This window comes from Cohnella thailandensis (assembly GCF_014212135.1).
Lineage (GTDB): Bacteria > Bacillota > Bacilli > Paenibacillales > Paenibacillaceae > Cohnella > Cohnella thailandensis.
Window position 1 is genome coordinate 137,472 of the sequence record NZ_JACJVQ010000017.1, and the last position, 20,381, is coordinate 157,852.

The 20,381-nt window shown below is 56.5% G+C and carries 15 protein-coding genes; all 15 read left to right on the plus strand.

What is annotated here, in order from left to right; genetic code table 11:
- Positions 1-146 precede the first annotated feature (146 nt).
- Positions 147-2,303: an alpha-galactosidase gene (locus H7B67_RS18845; RefSeq protein WP_185121409.1), complete on the plus strand. Its 2,157-nt coding sequence runs from the start codon at positions 147-149 to the stop codon at positions 2,301-2,303.
- Positions 2,304-2,528: 225 nt separating this feature from the next.
- Entirely contained in the window at positions 2,529-4,388 is a 1,860-nt protein-coding gene (locus tag H7B67_RS18850) for a cache domain-containing sensor histidine kinase (protein ID WP_245363473.1), read from the plus strand.
- Positions 4,389-4,391: 3 nt separating this feature from the next.
- Positions 4,392-5,909, plus strand: coding sequence for a response regulator (locus H7B67_RS31330; RefSeq protein WP_185121410.1), 1,518 nt, complete (start codon positions 4,392-4,394; stop codon positions 5,907-5,909).
- A 156-nt stretch (positions 5,910-6,065) separates the two neighbouring features.
- The gene (locus tag H7B67_RS18860; RefSeq protein ID WP_185121411.1) at positions 6,066-6,941 is read left to right on the plus strand and encodes a carbohydrate ABC transporter permease; all 876 of its coding nucleotides are present in this window, start codon (positions 6,066-6,068) and stop codon (positions 6,939-6,941) included.
- A gap of 2 nt (positions 6,942-6,943) precedes the next feature.
- Positions 6,944-7,774, plus strand: a complete 831-nt coding sequence (locus tag H7B67_RS18865) for a carbohydrate ABC transporter permease (protein ID WP_185121412.1) — start codon at positions 6,944-6,946, stop codon at positions 7,772-7,774.
- Positions 7,775-7,898: 124 nt separating this feature from the next.
- Positions 7,899-8,972 carry a LacI family DNA-binding transcriptional regulator gene (locus H7B67_RS18870; RefSeq protein WP_185121413.1) on the plus strand — a complete coding sequence of 358 codons (1,074 nt, stop codon included), beginning with the start codon at positions 7,899-7,901 and terminating at the stop codon, positions 8,970-8,972.
- A 231-nt stretch (positions 8,973-9,203) separates the two neighbouring features.
- Positions 9,204-10,151, plus strand: a complete 948-nt coding sequence (locus H7B67_RS18875; RefSeq protein ID WP_185121414.1) for a glycoside hydrolase family 113 — start codon at positions 9,204-9,206, stop codon at positions 10,149-10,151.
- 30 nt (positions 10,152-10,181) lie between these two features.
- Positions 10,182-11,387 carry an AGE family epimerase/isomerase gene (locus tag H7B67_RS18880; protein ID WP_185121415.1) on the plus strand — a complete coding sequence of 402 codons (1,206 nt, stop codon included), beginning with the start codon at positions 10,182-10,184 and terminating at the stop codon, positions 11,385-11,387.
- An 18-nt stretch (positions 11,388-11,405) separates the two neighbouring features.
- On the plus strand, positions 11,406-12,614 hold the full coding sequence (locus tag H7B67_RS18885) for a glycoside hydrolase family 130 protein (protein ID WP_185121416.1): 1,209 nt from the start codon (positions 11,406-11,408) through the stop codon (positions 12,612-12,614).
- A 292-nt stretch (positions 12,615-12,906) separates the two neighbouring features.
- Positions 12,907-14,229, plus strand: a complete 1,323-nt coding sequence (locus H7B67_RS18890; RefSeq protein ID WP_185121417.1) for an ABC transporter substrate-binding protein — start codon at positions 12,907-12,909, stop codon at positions 14,227-14,229.
- 189 nt (positions 14,230-14,418) lie between these two features.
- Entirely contained in the window at positions 14,419-15,690 is a 1,272-nt protein-coding gene (spoIIP, locus tag H7B67_RS18895) for a stage II sporulation protein P (protein ID WP_185121418.1), read from the plus strand.
- Positions 15,691-15,703: 13 nt separating this feature from the next.
- Positions 15,704-16,123, plus strand: coding sequence for a DUF3679 domain-containing protein (locus H7B67_RS18900; RefSeq protein ID WP_185121419.1), 420 nt, complete (start codon positions 15,704-15,706; stop codon positions 16,121-16,123).
- Between the two features lie 254 nt (positions 16,124-16,377).
- The gene (locus H7B67_RS18905) at positions 16,378-17,307 is read left to right on the plus strand and encodes an HD-GYP domain-containing protein (protein ID WP_185121420.1); all 930 of its coding nucleotides are present in this window, start codon (positions 16,378-16,380) and stop codon (positions 17,305-17,307) included.
- Positions 17,304-18,002, plus strand: coding sequence for a Crp/Fnr family transcriptional regulator (locus H7B67_RS18910; RefSeq protein WP_185121421.1), 699 nt, complete (start codon positions 17,304-17,306; stop codon positions 18,000-18,002). Before H7B67_RS18905 ends, H7B67_RS18910 begins: the two co-directional genes overlap by 4 nt.
- Before the next feature lie 402 nt (positions 18,003-18,404).
- Complete coding sequence (locus tag H7B67_RS18915) at positions 18,405-20,351, plus strand: endonuclease MutS2 (RefSeq protein ID WP_185121422.1); 1,947 nt, start codon at positions 18,405-18,407, stop codon at positions 20,349-20,351.
- The last annotated feature ends 30 nt before the right edge of the window (positions 20,352-20,381 follow it).

Sequence of the window (20,381 nt, forward strand, 5' to 3'; positions counted from 1 at the left end):
TCGGGATGATGGCCAAACATGGAATATAAACGCAATGAATCGTAATTTAGCAACATGATATCTTTGTTAGTCCATGTTATGATGTCACATAGCTAACATTTTGCCGATCCGGCCCTGCGCCGGACCGGACAAAGGAGATGTGAGAGATGGGCATCCTTGTAAACGAGCAATCGTTGACGTTCCATTTGCAGGCCAAAGACTCGAGCTACGTCATTCAGGTGATCGACGGCTATCCCGTTCATCATTACTGGGGCAAGAAGCTTCGTTCGGACAGCAATCTGAACAACCTGGCGAACTATCCGGAGAACGCTTTCCTGGATCGCCTGCCTCAAGAATACGCTCAATTCGGCTCGGGAGATTTCCGCCAGCCGGCCTACCAGATTCAATTGGAGGACGGCTCCCGCGTAACGGAGCTCGTCTACAAAGGCTACCGGCTCCTTGCCGGCAAGCCGCCGCTCGACGGTCTTCCGTCCGTCTACGCGGAATCGGACTCCGAGGCTCAGACGCTCGTACTGGAACTGGAAGACAAGTATTCCGGGCTGACGGTTTATCTGAACTATACCGTCTTCGAAGGCTTCGACGCGATCGCCCGCTCGGTCCGGTTCGCTAACGACGGCAAGCAGCGGCTGCGCCTCATGCACGCCTTCAGCGCGAGCGTGGACATGCTGAACAAATCGGACTACGAGATGGTGTATTTGGCGGGGGCTTGGTCCCGCGAGGCGCACGTTCGCCGCAGGCCGATCGGCCCCGGCGGCTCCCGCATCGAGAGCCGCAGAGGAATGAGCGGCCATCAATTGAACCCGTTCGTCGCGCTGGCAAGCCCGAAGGCGGACGAGGATCAAGGGGAAGTGTTCGGCTTCAGCTTCATTTACAGCGGCAACTTCGCGGCGGACGTCGAGGTGGATCCGTTCGGCTCCACCCGCGTCTCGATCGGCCTCAATCCGTTCGACTTCGCTTGGAACCTCCCGGCCGGCGAGTCGTTCCAGACGCCGGAAGCGGTCATGGTTTACTCGAACGGCGGCCTGGGCGACATGTCCCGCACGTTCCATAAGCTGTATCGCACCCGGCTGTGCCGCGGCGCGCACCGCGACAAGGAGAGGCCGATTCTCGTCAACAACTGGGAAGCGACCTACTTCGACTTCAACGCGGACAAGATCGAGTCGATCGCCGAAGCCGGAGCCGAGCTCGGCATCGAGCTGTTCGTGCTCGACGACGGCTGGTTCGGCAAGCGCAACGACGACACGACGTCGCTGGGCGACTGGTTCGAGGACCGGAACAAGCTGCCTAACGGCCTCAAGGATCTGGCCGAACGCATCAACTCCCGCGGCCTCAAGTTCGGACTCTGGTTCGAGCCCGAGATGGTTTCCCGGGAGAGCGAGCTTTACCGCGCCCATCCCGACTGGTGCCTGCATGTCGAAGGACGCCGCCGGACCGAATTCCGCACGCAGCTCGTGCTCGACTATTCGCGCCAAGAAGTCCGGGATTACATTTACGGATTGCTCAGCCGGATTTTCCGCGAGGTTCCGATCTCCTACATCAAGTGGGACATGAACCGCTGCCTGACCGAGGTCGGCTCGGCCGACGCGCCGCCGGAGCGTCAGCTGGAGATCGGGCACCGTTACGTGCTCGGCTTGTACGAGCTTCTGGAGCGCCTCACGGCGGAGTTCCCGCATATCCTGTTCGAAGGCTGCTGCAGCGGCGGGGGGCGTTTCGACCCGGGCATGCTCTACTACATGCCTCAGACGTGGACAAGCGACGATACCGACGCGGTGGAGCGGCTCAAAATCCAATACGGGACGAGCCTCGTTTACCCGATCAGCACGATCGGAGCCCACGTCTCCGCCGTTCCGAATCACCAGGTCGGCCGCTATACCCCGCTCGAGATGCGCGGCGACGTCGCGATGTCGGGCAACTTCGGCTACGAGCTTGATCTGACCAAGTTCACCGACGAGGAGAAAGAGGTCGTCAAGAAGCAGGTCGCGACGTACAAGGAAATCCGTTCGCTCGTCCAGCAAGGGGACCAGTACCGGCTCATCAGCCCGTTCGAAGGCACGGAGACATCCTGGATGTTCGTGTCCGAAGACAAGAAGGAAGCTCTCGTCTTCTACTTCCGCGTGCTGGCGGAGCCGAGCGCGCCTCCGAAGTCGGTGCTGCTCCGGGGCTTGGATCCGAACCTCGATTACCAAATCGACGGAGAGGGCGAATGGCTCGGCGGCGACCGGCTGATGCAAGCGGGCCTTAAGATCGAGCATCGCACGGGAGATTACTTAAGCCGGATGTACCGTCTGCGTTCGCGCGCCTGAGGATTGAAGTCCACGATTCCGAATGGATAAGCAGCATAACGATATCGGCAAGCCCTCTGACTTTGCGAAGCAGGGGGCTTTCCTGCGTTCGGGGCTCCGAAAACGTTTTTTGCTCTTGATCGAGGATAATCGAGTATAATAGAAACAAGGTGAAAGATGGCTAACCGTGTCCGCGAACCGCGGACGGCGCCGTCTTTTCGTTTGAACAAAGGGGAAAAGCACGCCATGAAAAGACGAATGCCGCGACTGCCGAGCAGGCTGGCGATTCCGGCGAGCCGGATGGAGACCAAGCTTGCGATCGTGTTCCTGTTCCTGATCATTCTGCCTATCGGACTTATCAGCTATATCTCGTCGATACGGTATTCGGATACAATCGAGAAGAACACCGTAACCTATGCGACGCAATTGACCGACCGAATGATGAGCAAGCTGGACGATTACATGCTGGACATGAAGAAAATCTCGATCCTTCCCTCTTATCTGGCGGAGCTGAAGGACGGGCTCAAGATGTCCAACAACCTATACGACGGCAAGATGAACAGGAATGAGGACCTGACCGACCTATCCCCGGAAGAGCAGACGAGAACCATCGAAATCCAGCGCAAGATCGGCAGCAACGTCAATCTGCTCAACAACATCAAGAGCGGCACGAATTCCTTTTACATGTTCGACCGTTACGGCCATGTCTATTACGAGACCAAGAACCAACGGATTCGGGCGGATCTCTCGACCGTCTATGCCGAGTGGAGCGAGAAAGCCTACGCAGCCCACGGAACGCCGGTCCTGCTTAGCACGCAGGAGGTCGCGAACTCTCCGAACGCGAAACGTTACGTCTTTACCGTCGTGCGGGAGCTGATCGACCCGGCTTCTTACGCGCGGCTCGGAGTGATCGCCCTGGACGCCAACATCTCGGTCATCGAGAACATCGTCAAGGATCTCGATACCGCGACCAAAGGGCAGACGATGATCATCGATAACGACGGTAAGGTTATCTACGACAGCGAGAAGAAATACTTGACGCAGAATTGGACGAGAAACGATCTGATGGAGCTGACGAACAATTCGCACGGCAGCTTCCATTCGGACATGGACGGCGAGCCTTCGCTGACGATCTACAAGCAATCCTCGGAGACGGGCTGGCGGGTGCTAATGACGATCCCCCAGGAGCAGCTGATGGAGGATGCGACCCTCACCCGCAATTTCACGATCATATCGGCGAGCGTGATCATGATTTTCGCCCTGCTTATCTCGCTCGTTCTCGTGTTTGCGCTTACCCGGCCGATGAGATCGCTGGTCAAGCTCATGAAGGAAGTGCAGACCGGCAACATGGACGTCGTGTTCCCCGTCGTGCGGCGCGACGAGATGGGGCTTGTCGGCAGCGCCTTCAATCGGATGATCGACCGCGTCAAGACGCTGATCTCCGATATCGTCGTGATGGAGAAACGCAAAAAAGAGGCGGAGCTGCAATCGCTGCAAACGCAGATCAATCCTCATTTTATCTATAACACGCTGGAATCGATTCGGATGACCGCCGTCCTGAATGACGATAATGAGGTTGGCGAAATGACGAGGCTGCTCGGGAAGCTGCTGCGCTACAGCATTCATGCCGGAACCGAGACGGTGCCTCTCGAACAGGAATGGGATCATCTCCGGATGTACGTTCAATTGTTGAATTACCGCTACGGGAACCGGTTCAAGCTCGAGCTTCCGGAAGACTCGGAGATTCGGATGAACGTCATGAAGCTGCTCTTCCAGCCGATCGTCGAGAACGCCGTTTACCACGGAATGGACGAGGACAAGACCGGCATGACGATAAAGATCGAGCATCAGCTGGAGGGCACCGATCACCTTTTCCGCGTGATGGACGACGGGGTCGGCATGGATGAGGACAAGCTGTCCCAGCTTAGAGCGGGTCTTCGGGAGGAATTGGCGGAATGGGACGGACACGGAATCGGACTCCGGAACGTCAACGAACGGCTTAAGCTCCGGTACGGGGAACCGTACGGCATCGGCATCGAGAGCGAGCCCGGCGTCGGAACGACCGTTATCGTCCGGATCCCGCAAGCCCATATGAAGGAGGAATAGCAAGTGCTTCGTATCGCGATCGTAGACGACGAAGAGAGAATCCGGCTTGGCCTGGCCAAGCTGATCCAACAGGCAGGAGAAGCGTACGAGGTCATCGGTTTATATTCAAGCGGGCAAGAGCTGCTCGACGCGCTGTCCGAATCGCAGATCGATCTGATCATCACCGATATCAAAATGCCGCAAATGAACGGGCTCCAACTGATCGAGAAGGTGCAGCAGCGCAAGCCGAAAATCAAATTCGCGATCGTCAGCGGGTTCAACGACTTCGCGTTCGCCCGGCAAGCGCTTCGCAACGGCGTCGAGGACTATCTGCTCAAGCCTGTCGATCAGAACGAGCTGTTCCAATTGCTGCAGCAGGTCAAAACGCACGTGGAGCTGGAGCGGTACCGGAAGACGGTAGCCGTCGACGAGCATATCCGGCTCCTGCTTCGCAACGACATCGAACAGCTGCCTTCCCACATGATTCAGGAAGCGAACCGGGAGCTTAGCCAGACCCCGCTGCTCAAGGACCATTATGCCGTCATGATTCTTCACGAAGAGCAGGAAGTGAGCGCCGGGCGCGTCGAGAAGCTGATCTCGGGCTGGGCGAGGGAGTTTCGGATCTTGAGCTGGGAGCCGCGCCAGACGGTCATTGTCATCGCGATCGGCTCGTCGGACCACGCGGATACCGCGAAGGAGCTGGGAATGACGCTTCTGCAGAAGCTGCCCGCCTTCTCCAAGGCAAGGTTAGGGATCAGCGCGATCAATCAAGGCGCCTTGAAGCTAAGGGAGACTTATCGCTCGGCGCTCGGGGCTCTTGAAGCGGCTTGGTACGAATCGGGCACCAGGGCGTTCGCCGACGCGTCCCACGCAAGCAAAAGAACCGAAGAGGGACTTCAACTGCAGCGTTATTTGGACAAGGAGCTGAGCCCGGCGCTGCACCTGCTCGATTTCGAGAGGGTGGATGCCATCCTTCAAAGCTGGAAGCAGGATGTTCTCAAGCACCAATTACCCTGGTTCTCCTTGCGGGAGAGCTGCTCCTCGATCCTGGCGAAATTACGCGACGAAAGAAGGGCTCGCAGCCTCTCTTCCTCGGATTCGGAGGAGGAAGCGGAGAGATGGATTCCGAGCCGCTTTCTGGACTGGCAATCGTTCGCGGCCGAATTCCTGGCGGCCGTAAACGAGCAATTGCAGCAGCTTAAAGACGAAGGCAAGACGAATCGCGTCGTCGAGACCGTCAAAACCTATATCGACAAGCATTACAAAGAAGAGCTGGAGCTCAACCGGCTGGCGGAGACCGTCTTTTTGACGCCGAGCTACCTAAGCAAGCTTTTCAAGACCGAAACCGGCGAGACGATTACCGACTACATCATCTCCGTCCGCATCGAGCATGCTAAAGACCAGCTCAGCAAGGACAACGGAATGAAAACGTACGAGATCGGAGAATTGGTCGGATACCCCGATCCGGCTTATTTCAATAAAGTGTTCAAAAAAATAGTAGGAATGACTCCCAAAGAATACAGAGAAAGGGCAAGACGCTAACGAGAAGCCAAGTTAGGTTGCAGTTATCTAAAATCAAGACAAGGAAAACAAACAGAAAACATTAAAAAGATAATCTTGAACCATTATAATGAACGTAACAAGCTTGAAAGCGATGCCACTTGTCGGTGCTTCGAGCCAAGGAAGCAGGAGGTTGTTATGTTCAATTTAAGCTACAAAACACAGCGGATTCTTATTTTATTCGGATTCCTTCTGATTCCTGTCCTCCTCTCCTTAACCTTTACTTACATTCCAGCCGCGTCATTGCTGTACTTCAGCTTTACGGACTGGACCGGTTTGGGTTGGGAGATGAACTGGGTCGGTCTGGATAACTATAAGGAAATTTTTAGCCGTCCCGAAATTTTCGGCGTGTTCAAGAACAACGCCTATTACTTCGTCGGCGGTCTGATCCAGACGGCGATCTCGCTTTATTTCGCGGTTATCCTAACCAATCGCCTGAAAGGCCGTAACTTCTTCCGCGTCATGCTGTTCCTTCCGTACGTTCTCCATAGCGTGGCGGTCGTTATCATGTTCCGGAACGTTTACCATGCGGAATACGGCTCGCTGAACATTTTCCTGGACGCGGTCGGCCTGAACTCTTGGCAGCAGGAATGGCTCGGCAATCCAAGCCTCGTCAACATCTCGCTCGCGTTCATCTCGATGTGGAAGTTCATGGGCCTTAACATGGTCATCTTCATCGGCGCCATGCAATCCATCCCGAGCGACCTTTACGAAGCGGCCAAAATCGACGGCGCGAATTCGTGGCAGAGCTTCCGGTTCATCACGCTGCCAAGCATCAACGGCGTCGTGCAGCTGATGCTGATCATGTCGCTGGCCGGCTCCCTCGAAGCCTTCGATACGCCTTATATCATGATGAAGGGCGCCAACGACACTTCGACGTTCGTCATTCAAACCGTGGAAATGGCATTCAAATTCCAGAAGGCGGGTCTCGCTTCCGCCATGGCTGTTGTCCTCCTGATCATGGTGTGCATCTTGATCGGCATCCAAAAACTCATCTTCAAGGAGGAGAAATAATCATGGAAGTCCGCCCTCCGTTATGGGTCACCCTGGCCAAATACATTTCGCTTCTCGCCGCCATGTTCGTGGTCTTGTTCCCGATCTACTCGATCTTCGTCGGGGCGTTCAAGACCAAAGAGGAATATTACCAATCCGGCCTCGGCTTGCCGCAGGATTGGTTCAACTTCGATAACTTCTCTCGGGTATACGAAGTAGGCAAGCTCGGTCTCGGCTTCAAGAACATCCTGATCATCCTCGTGATAACGCTTATCGGCAACATCATTCTCGGAACGATGGTCGCCTATGCGCTCGGACGCTTCGACTTCAAGCTGAAGAAGCTCATCATGGGCATGTACCTGATGGCGACGTTCATTCCGATGGTCACGACTCAAGTCGCTACGTTCACGGTCGTTAAAGAGCTCGGCCTGTACAACAACCTCGGAGCCCCGATCCTGATCTATCTGGGAGCGGACGTCCTGCAGATTACGATCTACTTGCAGTTCATTCGCAATATCCCGAAGGATCTGGACGAGAGCGCGATGGTCGAAGGAGCTTCGCTGTTCAAGATCTATCGCTCGATCATCTTCCCGCTGCTGACGCCGGCGACGGCTACGCTGCTTATCCTGAAGACGATCAGCGTTTACAACGACTTCTATACGCCTTACCTGTATATGCCAAGCCAGGATCTGCGGGTCGTATCGACGGCGCTCTACGCCTTCATCGGTCCGAACGCCGCCCAGTTCAACGTCATCTCCGCAGGCATCCTGATCATCTTTATCCCGACCGTTATCGTCTTCCTGTTCATGCAGAGATACATTTTCTCGGGCGTAACGAGCGGAGCGGTCAAGTAAGATCGGCTATGTCCGGATAGGCTCGCGATGAGTCGGCTATTTCCTAACGCAAACGAGTGTGTTATGATAACAGATAATTTGTTATCGACTATTCGACATGCGTGGGAAAGGGCCGGCTCATTTTATGTCCAAAAAAGTAACGATGCAGCAAATCGCGGATCACGTCGGAGTGTCCAAGTTCGCGGTCTCCAAAGCTTTAGCCGGCAAATCCGGAGTAAGCGCTGACACGAGAGAGAAAATCATCGGGGCGGCGACGCAGCTCGGCTATTTCGTGCAGAAGAAAGCGAAGCCGGCTAACGCCCGCGCGCCGCTTCCGGAATCCGCCGGCAAGTCTCAGCGGGATACGATCATCGTTCTTATTCCCAACGTTAGATATCAGAATCGGCATTCCTTCTACTGGGGCCGAATCATCGACGGCATCACGAACGGCTTGGAGGAGCACCAGATCGGCATCATGATCGTGACCGAGCATATCACCGACAACTTCGCCAAGCTGATCAATCCGGACGGCGTGCTCGGCCTGATCGGGGTCGGATTGATCTCCAACCAATTGCTGCTCGAGATTCGCAACCTGGGCATTCCGTTCGTCATGGTCGACCACGAGGATCCGCTCATTCCGTCGGATTCGCTCTTCATGAACAACTTCGAATGCATGCGCAGGGTGACGAATTATTTGTTAGGCAACGGTCACGAGCGCCTGCAGTTCGTCGGCAACATCCGGTATTCGAAGAGCTTCTCCGACCGTTGGCTCGGCTATCGCTCCATGATGGAGGAGATGAACGTCGAGCTGGATCAATGGCCGGAGCTGCTGACCTTCGAAGGCGACAACCGTTCGGAGATGACGGAGACGCTGGAAGCGATCATTCATCGGTATATGGAAGAGAAGGAGCTGCCGACCTCGTTCGTCTGCGCGAACGATTCGATCGCCTTATGCGTGATGACGGTGCTGATGAAGCTCGGCGTCGACATTCCCGGGAAGTGTACCGTAACGGGCTTCGACAACATCGAGGATGCCGCGCTCTGCAAGCCGACGCTCAGCACCGTTCACGTCAATAAGGAAGCTCTCGGCCAACGCGCCGTCGAGACGCTGCTCTGGAGAATCGCGCACCCGGACAGCCCGAAGGAGAAAATTCTGCTCTCCGGAGATTTCGTATTGCGGGAATCGACGGCCCCGGCTTCGGCGGCGGCATCGATGTAGTTTAGTTAGGCGCTTAGGCGCAAGGACTGCAACGCTTCTTCGGAAGGTTGCGGTCTTTTTTTCGTTTAAATGGGATTGCGGCTTCGCAGCTTGTATTTTCGCCCATCCTGCCTGCTTGTTATTGACTTCTCACCCTGGGGTGATAAAATGCTGATTGTGAGATGTTATTAAAATAGAGAAACAAAAGTCTAACAATAATAACATTTTGGTTTACAAAAAGGAGTGAGCAACATGAACACGTGGTCGGAGACGGTATGCGGGATGACCTGGGGGTGGACCGGCGTCCGCGGCACTTGGACGGGCGAGGCCGCCGATCGTTCGATGGAAGAGATGGCGAAGCTCGGAGTCAACTGGGTGGCGATCGCGCTCGCGGCCCTGCAGGAGCATCCGCAATCGACGGCGATCCCTTTCCGCGAGGAGCCTACCGTGACGGATGCCGAGGTTCGCCTCGCGATCCGCAAAGCCAAGTCGCTGGGCCTCAAGGTGTGCCTGAAGCCGGTCGTCAATTGCGCGAACGGCACGTGGCGCGCTCACATCGGGTTCTTCGACAACGACATTCCGGGAGAGCCGACTTGGCGGGAATGGTTCGCTTCCTATGGCGAGTTCATTAAGCACTACGCGGCGATCGCCGAAGAAGAGGGCTGCGAGATGTTCTGCATCGGCTGCGAGATGGTCCAGACGGACAAGCGGGAGGCGGAATGGCGCCGGCTTATCTCCGAGGTTCGCCCGATCTATGGCGGGCTGATCACCTACAACTGCGACAAGTATCAAGAAGGATACGTCGCTTGGTGGGATGCGGTCGACATTATCTCCTCCAGCGGCTATTACCCGATCGGCGAATGGGAGGAGCAGCTCGATCGCATCGAAGGCGTCGTGAAGAAGTGGAACAAGCCTTTCTTCTTCATGGAAGCCGGATGTCCGAGCCGCGAAGGCTCCCCGAGCCGTCCGAACGATTGGTCCCTTCCGGGCGGCCCGTCCGAGGAAGCGCAGAAGCGGTACTACGAGGACATGTTCGCTGCGAACGCGAAGCGCGACTGGATGAGGGGCTTTATGCTCTGGGACTGGCCGGCCAAGCTGTACGACGCTTCCGAAGCGGCGGCCAACGACGATTATTGCATGTACGGCAAGCAGGCGGCGGACGTCGTGCGCGATCATTATACGAACCTATTGAAAAAATAAACGAGACCATAGACTGGAGGAGACGGGTACATGAGCGAACTCGCTACGGCGCAATGGCGCGAGCAGCTGACGTCCGAGCTCAAGGACAACATCCTGGGCTACTGGATCAAGAACACGGTCGATAACAAGCACTTCGGCTTCATCGGCGAAATCAAGAGCGGCGGGGAAGCCGTGGAAGACGCGGATAAAGGGTTGGTGCTTCACGCGCGCATTCTGTGGACCTTCGCGTCCGCCTACCGCGCTTATAAAGATAATGTTTATCTGGATATGGCTAAACGCGCCTACGAGACGTTGCGCACGAAATTCTGGGATTCCGAATTCGGCGGCCTCTATTGGATGATCGACGTGAACGGCAAGGCGACGGCGGACAAAAAGCAAGTGTACGGCCAAGCGTTCGTCATTTACGCTCTTGCCGAGTTCGTTCGCGCGACGGGCGACCAAGAGGCGCTCGCTTGGGCGGGCGAGATCTACAAACTGCTCGAAAAGCATGCTTACGATCCCGTGCACCTCGGCTACGTCGAAGCGCTGGCGCGCGACTGGACCGAGACGGCGGAGCTGAGCCTGAGCGGCAAAGACCTGAATGAACGCAAGTCGATGAATACCCATCTGCACGTGCTGGAAGGCTACACGAACCTTTATCGAGTATGGAAGCCGGAAGGGCTGCGCGCGAAGCTGAAGGAGCTCATCGAGGTTCATTTGGACAAAATCATCGATTCGAGCACGCACCACTTCCTGCTGTTCTTCGACGACGAGTGGCATTCCAAGACGCCTCACGTGTCCTACGGCCATGACATCGAAGGCAGCTGGCTGCTCTGGGAAGCGGCCGAAGTGCTCGGCGACGAGGAGCTCCTCCCCCGCGTGAAGGAAGCGGCGCTTCTGATGGCGCGCGCGACGCTGGAGCAGGGCGTCGACAAGGACGGCGGCGTATACAACGAGTTCGACGGCGACAGCCATCTGGACGACTCGAAGGATTGGTGGCCGCAAGCCGAAGCGATGGTCGGCTTCCTGAACGCTTATCAGCTGTCCGGAGATTCCGTTTACCTGAACGCCGCCAAGAAGAGCTGGACGTTCATCCGCGATTGCATCAGCGACCGCGAGGGCGGCGAATGGCATTGGCAGGTCACGCGCGCCGGGGTTCCGGTTCGCTCCGAAGATCAACCGAAGGTCGGGGCATGGAAGTGTCCTTACCATAATAGCCGCGCATGCTTCGAGGCGCTTGAGCGCATCAATTTCTAAGAGAAGAGGGATAATGGAATGAGCAATTGGATGGAGCAATTGAAGAGCTTGGCCGCTAAGCAAGAAGAGTTGATCGCGAGGCCGAACCCGGCCGTCGTGCCCGGCAACGGAATCTTCTACCGCCACGAACACCCTGTCGTCACCGCCGAACACGCTCCGCTGTACTGGCGGTACGACCTGAACCCGGAGACGAACCCGCACCTGATGGAACGCATCGGCGTCAACGCCGCTTTCAACGCGGGCGCGATCGAGCTGGACGGCAAGTTCTACCTGATGGTTCGCGTAGAAGGCGCGGACCGCAAGTCTTTCTTCGCGGTAGCCGAGAGCGATTCCCCGACGGAAGGCTTCCGCTTCTGGGATTATCCGGTTCTTCTTCCGGAGACGGAAGATCCGGACATCAACGTCTACGACATGCGTCTGGTGAAGCATGAAGACGGATATATTTACGGCCTGTTCTGCTCCGAGCGCAAAGACCCGGACGCGCCTAAGGGCGATACGTCCAGCGCGGTCGCCCAGGGCGGCATCGTCCGCACGAAGGACCTGAAGACATGGGAGCGCCTTCCGGATCTGAAGACCCCTTCCCCTCAGCAGCGCAACGTCGTGCTTCATCCGGAGTTCGTGGACGGCAAGTACGCGTTCTACACCCGTCCGCAGGACGGCTTCATCGATACCGGCGCGGGCGGGGGCATCGGGTGGGGCTTGTCCGAGAGCATGAACCCTGCGGTCGTTCCTCGCGAATCGATCGTCGACGAGAAGGTATACCACACGATCAAGGAAGTGAAGAACGGCCAAGGCGCGGCGCCGATCAAGACGCCGAAGGGCTGGCTGCACATCGCCCACGGCGTTCGCAATACGGCTGCCGGACTTCGTTACGTCATCTATGCCTTCATGACCGACTTGAACGATCCGAGCAAGGTCATTCATGCGCCGGCCGGTCACCTGATCGCGCCGGAAGGCATGGAACGAGTCGGCGACGTCTCGAACGTCGTGTTCACGAACGGACTGATCGCGCGCGACAACGGCGAATTGTATATTTACTACGCTTCCTCCGATACTCGCCTCCACGTGGCGTCCACGACGATCGACAAGATGGTCGACTACGTGACGAACACGCCGGAAGACGGGCTCCGTTCCCGCGCGAGCGTCGAGACGCGCTCCGCGCTCATCTCCAAGAACCTGGAGCTGATGAACCGTCCGGAGTACGCTTTCCTGAAGCGCCAAGGCTGATTCGGTTAGGTTTTTCCATTAGCTAACAATTTGGCGAACGGAACGCAAGAAACGAATAGAAATGAATAGAAACGCCTAACAACCCTCTGTAGCAGCGATAAATCGCTCAATTACAGGGGGTTGTAAACTAAAATTATTTGTTTGTTATCATAAATGATGACAATAAAAACAAAATGGTTGCCTGTTAACCTAGCTAGAAATGCTTATAATTAAGAAATGTAAGCGATGCCAAGTCGTTTTCATAACGGGTTGGCAGACTCGCGAAACCAATTTTTTGGGGGTAGTGCTTAAGATGAAAAAGAGTTCTTTGACAGTCCTGTCCTTGATTCTGTTGTCCTCCGCCCTTGCGGCTTGCGGCAACAACAACAATGAGAACGGCAACGCTTCTTCTTCTCCGTCGGCATCGGCATCGGCTTCCGCATCCTCGGATGCAAGCGGTTCCGCTAACGCCGAACTGTCCGGCAAGATCAAGGTTCTGACACACCGCACGGACCTTGTCGACGACGGCACGATGGCTAAATACGCCGAGAAGTTCAAAGAAAAGTATCCGAACGCCGAAGTGGAATTCGAAGCGGTAACCGACTACGCGAACAACATTAAAGTTCGCCTGACGACCGGCGAAGCCGGCGACGTCAACATGATCGATTCCAGCCTTCCTCCTTCCGAATTCCCGAAATACTACGAGCCGCTTCCGGACTCGATGTTCGAAGACGTGTATTTCGCGGACTATGATGCCTACGAAGGCAAGCGTTACGGCATCACTTCCGGCGTGAACACGACCGGTATCGTCTACAACAAGACGGCGTTCAAGAATGCCGGCATCGACAAGATCCCGACGACTCTCGACGAGCTGTATGCTGCCGCGCAGAAGCTGAAGGACGCCGGCATCACTCCGCTGTACATGAACTACGGCGCTCAATGGCCGGTCTCGAACTGGGGCGAAAACTTCTACACGACCCCTGCAGGCGATGCGAAGTGGACCGACACGCTGATCTCCCAGGACGCTCCGTTCACGGTTGACGGACCTTGGGGCCAACTGATCAGCATCGCCCGCACGTTCGTCGAGAAGGGCTGGACGGAGAAGGACCTGTCCACGGACAACTGGGAAATGTCGAAGGGCGAAGTCGCCAGCGGCAAGGCCGGCATGTACTTCCTCGGCAACTGGGTTATCCCGCAAGTCATCGGCGCGGGCGGCACTTCCGAAGACATCGGCTTCTTCCCGCTTCCTTACGACAACAGCGGCAAGTACAACGCTCCGCTGGGCGGCGACTACTATGTCGGCGTAAGCAAGGACAGCAAGAACAAGGAACTGGCTATCGCATGGGTCGACTTCTTCGTTAAGGAGTCCGGCTACTCCGCCGATTCCGGCATGATGTCCGTCCTGAAGTCCCAGGAATCCACGATTCCGCAATTCGCCGAGTTCCAATCGTTCAACCCGACCTTCATCGAATCGACGGCCGTCGATCCTCGTTACACCGAGATCGCGAAGAAGGCCGAAATCGATCTGGGAACGGGCAGCGTCGACCAAGAGCTGATCGTCGCCAAGGATCTGCAAAAGGCATTCGACGAGCTGAACGCGAAATGGGCTAAAGCCAAGAAGGATCTTGGCTACTAAGATCCAATCAGCCCCTGCATAGAATAACCAGAACCAGCCTCCCGGCCAACCAGGCCGAGGAGGCTGGTTTTTTTGTGTTTCCGTAAGGATTCTCCAATCTCGTTCTATCAGATTGCTCTCTCTCATACACTTCACTATCAAGCCAAATAATAGAGAGACTCCTTCTACAGGGAACATAGGGAGGCAATCATGAAACGAATCGTCGTCGTACGCCGCAAGCGACCCGGCCGCCATCTACGCCGCATTCTCTCGACCGGCAAGGCTTTTCTCCTCTTAAGCTTCAGTTCGATGCTCGTTTTCCTTATGCTCGGGTTAGGTGGCATGCTGCAGAATACGTTGTCTTCCAGTCCGATTCAAACGATGAAAGGCTTTGCGGCCTCCTTATCCAGCGATCTATTCTCCTCTCTGTTAGGTATGGAATTGCCTCATATGGCGAAACAAGAAGATAGCGACGCGTTTTCCGCGCAACGGATGGCGGCATTCCTGGTCCGGTTCCTGACCGATCTGAACCCGAACGACCCGAAGAGCCTGCTGGAGCTCGGAATGCCCGGAGTCGCCCAAGACAAGGCGGTTCTGCTCCGGCCGGGCTCGGGCGGCAACGCGGACGACGCGCCGCTGGACCATGCGCCGGAGATCCAAACCGAGGACGCTCCCGGCGTGGAACCGGACGGAGAGGAAACCGGGGAGCCAAGCGAGCCTCCTGCGTCCGAAGCGCCGCCACCCCCCGGGGACCCCGCCGGTACTCCGGCTCCGGAGGACGGGACCGAGGCTCCGGATTCCGGCGAGACGGAAGGCCGCAAAGTCGTCTTCGTCTATCACTCCCACAATAGGGAATCTTTCTACCCGGAGCTTAAAGCCGGAACGAAACAGCCGGATTCGGGCGCGGTGAACGTGACGCTTGTCGGCAAGCGGCTCGTCGGCCAGTTGGAGAAATTAGGAGTCGGCGCGGTACACTCCAACGACGACTACGCGAAGACGATCAAGGATTACAACTGGAACAACTCCTATAAATACTCTCTCCAAACGGTCAAAGAAGCGATGGCGGACAACAAGGATTTGCAAATCTTTTTCGATATCCATCGCGATTCCCAGCGCCGAAGCAAGACGACGACGACGATTAACGGAGTCGATTACGCGCAGGTGTACTTCATCATCGGGCATCGGAATCCGAACTGGGAGGAGAACGAGAAGTTCGCCAATTCGATCCATCAGGTGCTGGAGAAGGAATATCCGGGCCTCTCCCGGGGAATTTGGGGCAAGGACAGCACGACCGGCAACGGGGAATACAACCAATCGGTGTCTCCGGACAGCGTGCTTATCGAAATCGGCGGCGTGGACAACACTCTCGCGGAATGCTACCGGACGGCGGACGCGCTGGCCAAGGTGGTCGCCGAGCTTTATTGGGAGCGGCAGGATGCCGTGCAAGTGAGCGGCCGGGCCGCGGACACGTCAAAACAATAAGGAGCGGAGAGCTATGAGAAAGGATCTATTTAAATTGATGATCGTCGCGGGGGCCATTCTGTTTGCCGTCCTGTTCGGCATGGAGCTGGCAAGCAGCGGCATTCAATCCGTATACGGGCCGGTAGATTCGGGCGGCTCCGCTTCAAGCGGCGGCAACAGGAACGAAGCCTCTGCCGATCCGGTAGCCGACAACCCGCGATACCAAGACTCTTACGAAGAAGAGGCTCCCGAGAATGCGAGATACGGCAACGAGCCTGAAGGCATCTCTTATGATTCCGAAGCGGCCGCCCAAGAGGGGGAGGCGGTCATCCCGCGGCTCGACCGTCCGTCCATGGTGGATCGGCTCGCGGGCAAGACGGCGGAAGCTCTGCAGAGCGCGTCCAAAGGCGGAATCCATTTTATCGTGAACCTGTTCAATCGGACGACCGAGTGACGGATAATGTCTAAAAATAAGACAAAAGGCCGTAGAAATCCTCGGATTTTGTAGTAGGGGTTACAGAAATGGTCCTATTTCCTGTGGTAGTATCTTCATGGGAATAAAGTTCTAAGAATCATAGAGATAGAGAGAATGGATAGTGGAGCGGGGACATGAGGCTAATACCGGTTGATGAATTAGTGGCAGGGGATCTGTTGGCAAAGGGTTTATTCGACGAACACGGGCGGTTGGTCCTTCAATCAGGAGCCCAATTGAACGATAAATTAATAGAAGGCATTAAACGCTATGGACACCGGTACATCTTCGTCGACGTTGCCGGGGACAGAGTCGGAAGAAGGGACTATGGCTTCAAGAGAAGCATTAGAGGCTTGACGAAGGATATGCTTCAGAGGGTATTCGAGTCCATTCGGACGCAAAGCCCCCTTCCCGACAGCCAATTGATGGAGTGGGCGGACCATATCTCCGATGCGGTTCTTCAGGAGCAAGAAGTCCACGTCCATGTCGGCGATTTGGAATTGGACAAGGAAGAGGAGCTTATCTCGCACAGCGTGAACGTGACGTTCCTCTCCTTGCTGACGGCCAGAAAGCTCGGCTACAAGCATAGTGCGCTGCGCGAGGTGGCGATCGGAAGCCTGCTGCACGATATCGGCCTCGTTCGTCCGATGGATACCGCGGTGGTGATTCGGCATCCGGTCATCGGATTGGAGATGGCTCGCCGGATCAAAGGAATTCCGGAAGCGTCGCTTCGCATGATCGCTCAGCATCATGAGCAGGTGGACGGCAGAGGATTCCCGCACGGCTTGGACGGCGGGCGGATCGACGAAGCCTCCCAGATCGTCGGCCTTAGCAGCGAGTTCGATCTCTTCCTGAGGGACGGCGCCCGCAAGCGCCTGCCGTGCGAAGGAGTCGACTTCATCATGTCGAAGATCGATACCTCCTTTTCCTATGGCGTCGTGAGCGCCTTCGTGAAGTCCTATCAGCCTTATCCGACAGGAACGCAAGTCCGGCTGACCGGGGGCTTGCTCGCGACGGTGTGCGAGCAGAACAAGGGACATTCCTGCCGCCCGGTCGTCAAGCTCGCCCAATTCGGCACCCGATTCGACCTGCTCTCGCATACGACCTTCCGGATCGAAGAGGTTCTGGCGGAGCCGGCATTTTCGCTAGGGGGAACAATTGCATGACGGTAACGTCCGCGAAATTACGGTCCACGTTTCCTTTTTTCAAGGATACGCCGACCGAGCTGCTCGACAAGATCTCGCCGAACATCGTCGAGAAAAGCTTTCGGAAGGGAAGCGTCATTTTCCTGGAAGGGAGCACGGGGGAAGAAATTTTTTTTATCGCTTCCGGAACCGTGATCGTATCGACCTTAAACAATAGCAAAAAAGTCGTATTAAGCATTCTGAGAGAAGGGGATTATTTCGGCGAGATGGCCCTCGTCATGCCGGGTCTTGCCCGTTCGGCGACGGTAGAGACCTTGACGCCGACCAAGCTGTATTCCCTTCGCAAAAGCGCCTTCGAGCTGCTGTACGACCAGGATAGAGCCATCCTGGTTCACCTGCTCCTAAGCTCGATGGAACGGCTCAACCGCGCGAATCAGCAGATCTACGACATGACTTTTCTCAGCGTTCGGGCGAGAATCATCAAGCGGTTGTTGGCCCTTTACGACCAGTACTCTCTGGGCGATTCGAAGTCCGAGGGGCCGATTCCTATGAAAATAACGCATCAGCAGCTGGCGGACATGGTGGGGGCGGTCAGGGAGACGGTGTCCAAAATCGTTCAGGAGCTATGCGACGACGGATTGATCGCCATTCGCCAGAAAATGGTTTATATCGCCGATCCGGCCCTTTTGCGAAGAAGGCTGGAGAAAGAAGCCTAAGCCGATTGACAATCGTTGGCAGAGTCTCTACAATGAGGTCATATGCTTAACAAAGGGGCAATTTTCATGTTGGTCTTGGTTCTTAACTGATCAATTGGATAAACCGTTTTTTCGATGCGATATGCGGCTGCTGCAGGCAGTCTATTCCTTTGCGTCGATTAACGGTTTCTGATTGCCAGGGAAGAACCGGTCAAGCACGCCCCAGCCGTTAAGGCAACGTTCGGGCCATTGACCGTGCTCATTCGGGCACGGTCTTTTTGCGTCTATTTTAAGCCCTAAGAAGGCTTATTTAAGCGCAGCTCCGACGTTGCTCCATACAGGCCGCGCGCTTCGCCGATCTTGGCGAGCCGCGGCTTTTTTGCCGTTCGGTAAATTTCGAAGAAGAAAACGGAGGCACGTCCCATGAGAGAACATTCGTTAATCAAACTGGAATATCATAGAGCGCTGGATACGGTTAGGCAATACCTCGTCACGTATCCGGGAAGGAAGCTGGCCGAGCGTCTGCAGCCTTCGACGGATCGGGTGACGATTCGGGCCCGCATGGCGGAGACCGAGGAAACTAGGAAGCTTCTGTCCAAAGGAGCGCAGCCGCCGCTGCCGTCGCTTGAAGGGGTGGAGGAGGTCATGGCGCTTCTCGGCACGGGGTATATTCTGTCCGAGCAGCAGCTGGGCTGCCTGGCCCGGTTTATTCGCAGCTGCGGGCAGCTGATGAAGTTCATGGAAGCCAAATCCTTGGAGGCGTCCGTCGTCGCTTCTTATTCGGCTTCCATGTACGAGCTGGACGGCTTGCTCCGCTCGATCGAGACCAGCATCGACCGGGGGCGGATCGTCGACGGGGCGAGCGCGGAGCTCGGGAAGGTCCGCAAGCGGATCCGGATCGCGGAGGAGAAGCTTCACCGGAAGCTGGAAGCGCTGATGGCGAAGCATTCCTCCCATCTGCAGGAGAGGCTGGTCAGCCAGAGGGGCGGCCGATTCGTTCTTCCTATTAAGAAGGAATACCGCAAATTCATCCGGGGAGCGGTTCTCGACGAATCGTCCAGTGGCCAGACGGTGTTCGTCGAGCCGGAGGAAGCGAGTTCTCTGGCGGAAGAGCTTCAAATGCTGCGTTCCGAAGAGAATCGGGAGGAGATGCGTATTCTGGCGGGCTTAACGGAAGAAGCCGAGACCAACCGGCAGGAGCTGTCCGTCAACATCGAGACGGTCGGCCACTACGACTTGCTGATCGCGAAGGCGAGATGGGCGCTCGCGATCGACGGGCGTCCCGTCGAATTGAACGAAGAAGGAATCATCGAGCTTAAGGGAGCGAGGCATCCTTTCCTCGGCGCGAATGCCGTTCCCTTGAACGTGAAGGTCGGGGACGATTACCGCTCGCTGCTCATAACGGGACCGAATACGGGCGGCAAGACAATCGCCCTGAAGACGGTCGGACTGCTGACGTTGATGGCCCAGACGGGGCTCCTCGTTCCCGCGGAAGAAGGCAGCCGATTGGCCGTTTTTCGCCAGGTGGAGGCGGATATCGGGGACGATCAGAACTTGGATCGTTCGCTCAGCACCTTCTCCGCCCACTTGACGAACCTGATCGGCATTCTGTCGGAGGCCGGCCGGGCTACGCTTGTCCTGCTTGACGAGCTCGCGACCGGAACCGATCCGGGCGAAGGGGTCGGGCTGTCGATCGCCGTGCTGGAGGAGCTCCATAGAAGAGGAAGCGTCGTGCTGGCCACCACCCATTTTAACGAGATCAAGCAGTTCGCCCGGGTAACTCCGGGGTTTCGCAACGCCCGAATGGCATTCGACGAGGAGTCGCTGCGTCCTCTTTACCGGCTGGACATGGGAGAAGCGGGCGACAGCTACGCTTTCGTGATCGCGAGGAAGCTCGGGGTGGAGGAGAAAATCCTTCGTCGGGCCAAAGAGATAGCGGAGCGGCTTCAAGCGGGACGGGGGAAGACGGAGGACGGGGCGCTGTTCGAAGGCGCGGAGCTTCCCCCGGCGGAAGCGAAAGGGAGTTCAAGAAGCTCCGGAGATCCCGCGCGGCGGCCGGCTGCGAATCGCGAGGAGGCCGAGGAACCGGCCTTTAAGGTCGGAGACGTCGTCTGGATTCCGAACCTGAAGGTGACGGGAGTCGTGTTTAAGCTGCACGACGAGCGAGGCAATATGATCGTTCAAGTCAAGGGACAGAAGCTCCGCATCAACCGAAAACGCGTCAAGCCTTATATCGACGGCTCCCGATTGTACCCTCAGGATTACGATATGGATATCGTCTTCGATACGATCGCCAACCGGAAGCTCCGGAAGCAGATGGGCAAGCGCCATGTCCAAGGTCTCCGGATCGAGAGGCCTCCCGGAGACTAAACGATCGCGGCGATTGATGACCTGCCGATC

Bases quoted from the DNA above. Each gene is read 5' to 3' on its own strand.
- H7B67_RS18890 (WP_185121417.1), top strand. From the start codon at position 12,907: ATGAAAAAGAGTTCTTTGACAGTCCTGTCCTTGATTCTGTTGTCCTCC.
- H7B67_RS18915 (WP_185121422.1), top strand. From the start codon at position 18,405: ATGAGAGAACATTCGTTAATCAAACTGGAATATCATAGAGCGCTGGAT.
- H7B67_RS18875 (WP_185121414.1), top strand. From the start codon at position 9,204: ATGAACACGTGGTCGGAGACGGTATGCGGGATGACCTGGGGGTGGACC.
- H7B67_RS18900 (WP_185121419.1), top strand. From the start codon at position 15,704: ATGAGAAAGGATCTATTTAAATTGATGATCGTCGCGGGGGCCATTCTG.
- spoIIP (WP_185121418.1), top strand. From the start codon at position 14,419: ATGAAACGAATCGTCGTCGTACGCCGCAAGCGACCCGGCCGCCATCTA.
- H7B67_RS18885 (WP_185121416.1), top strand. From the start codon at position 11,406: ATGAGCAATTGGATGGAGCAATTGAAGAGCTTGGCCGCTAAGCAAGAA.
- H7B67_RS18910 (WP_185121421.1), top strand. From the start codon at position 17,304: ATGACGGTAACGTCCGCGAAATTACGGTCCACGTTTCCTTTTTTCAAG.
- H7B67_RS18845 (WP_185121409.1), top strand. From the start codon at position 147: ATGGGCATCCTTGTAAACGAGCAATCGTTGACGTTCCATTTGCAGGCC.
- H7B67_RS18865 (WP_185121412.1), top strand. From the start codon at position 6,944: ATGGAAGTCCGCCCTCCGTTATGGGTCACCCTGGCCAAATACATTTCG.
- H7B67_RS18870 (WP_185121413.1), top strand. From the start codon at position 7,899: ATGTCCAAAAAAGTAACGATGCAGCAAATCGCGGATCACGTCGGAGTG.
- H7B67_RS18880 (WP_185121415.1), top strand. From the start codon at position 10,182: ATGAGCGAACTCGCTACGGCGCAATGGCGCGAGCAGCTGACGTCCGAG.
- H7B67_RS18850 (WP_245363473.1), top strand. From the start codon at position 2,529: ATGAAAAGACGAATGCCGCGACTGCCGAGCAGGCTGGCGATTCCGGCG.
- H7B67_RS18860 (WP_185121411.1), top strand. From the start codon at position 6,066: ATGTTCAATTTAAGCTACAAAACACAGCGGATTCTTATTTTATTCGGA.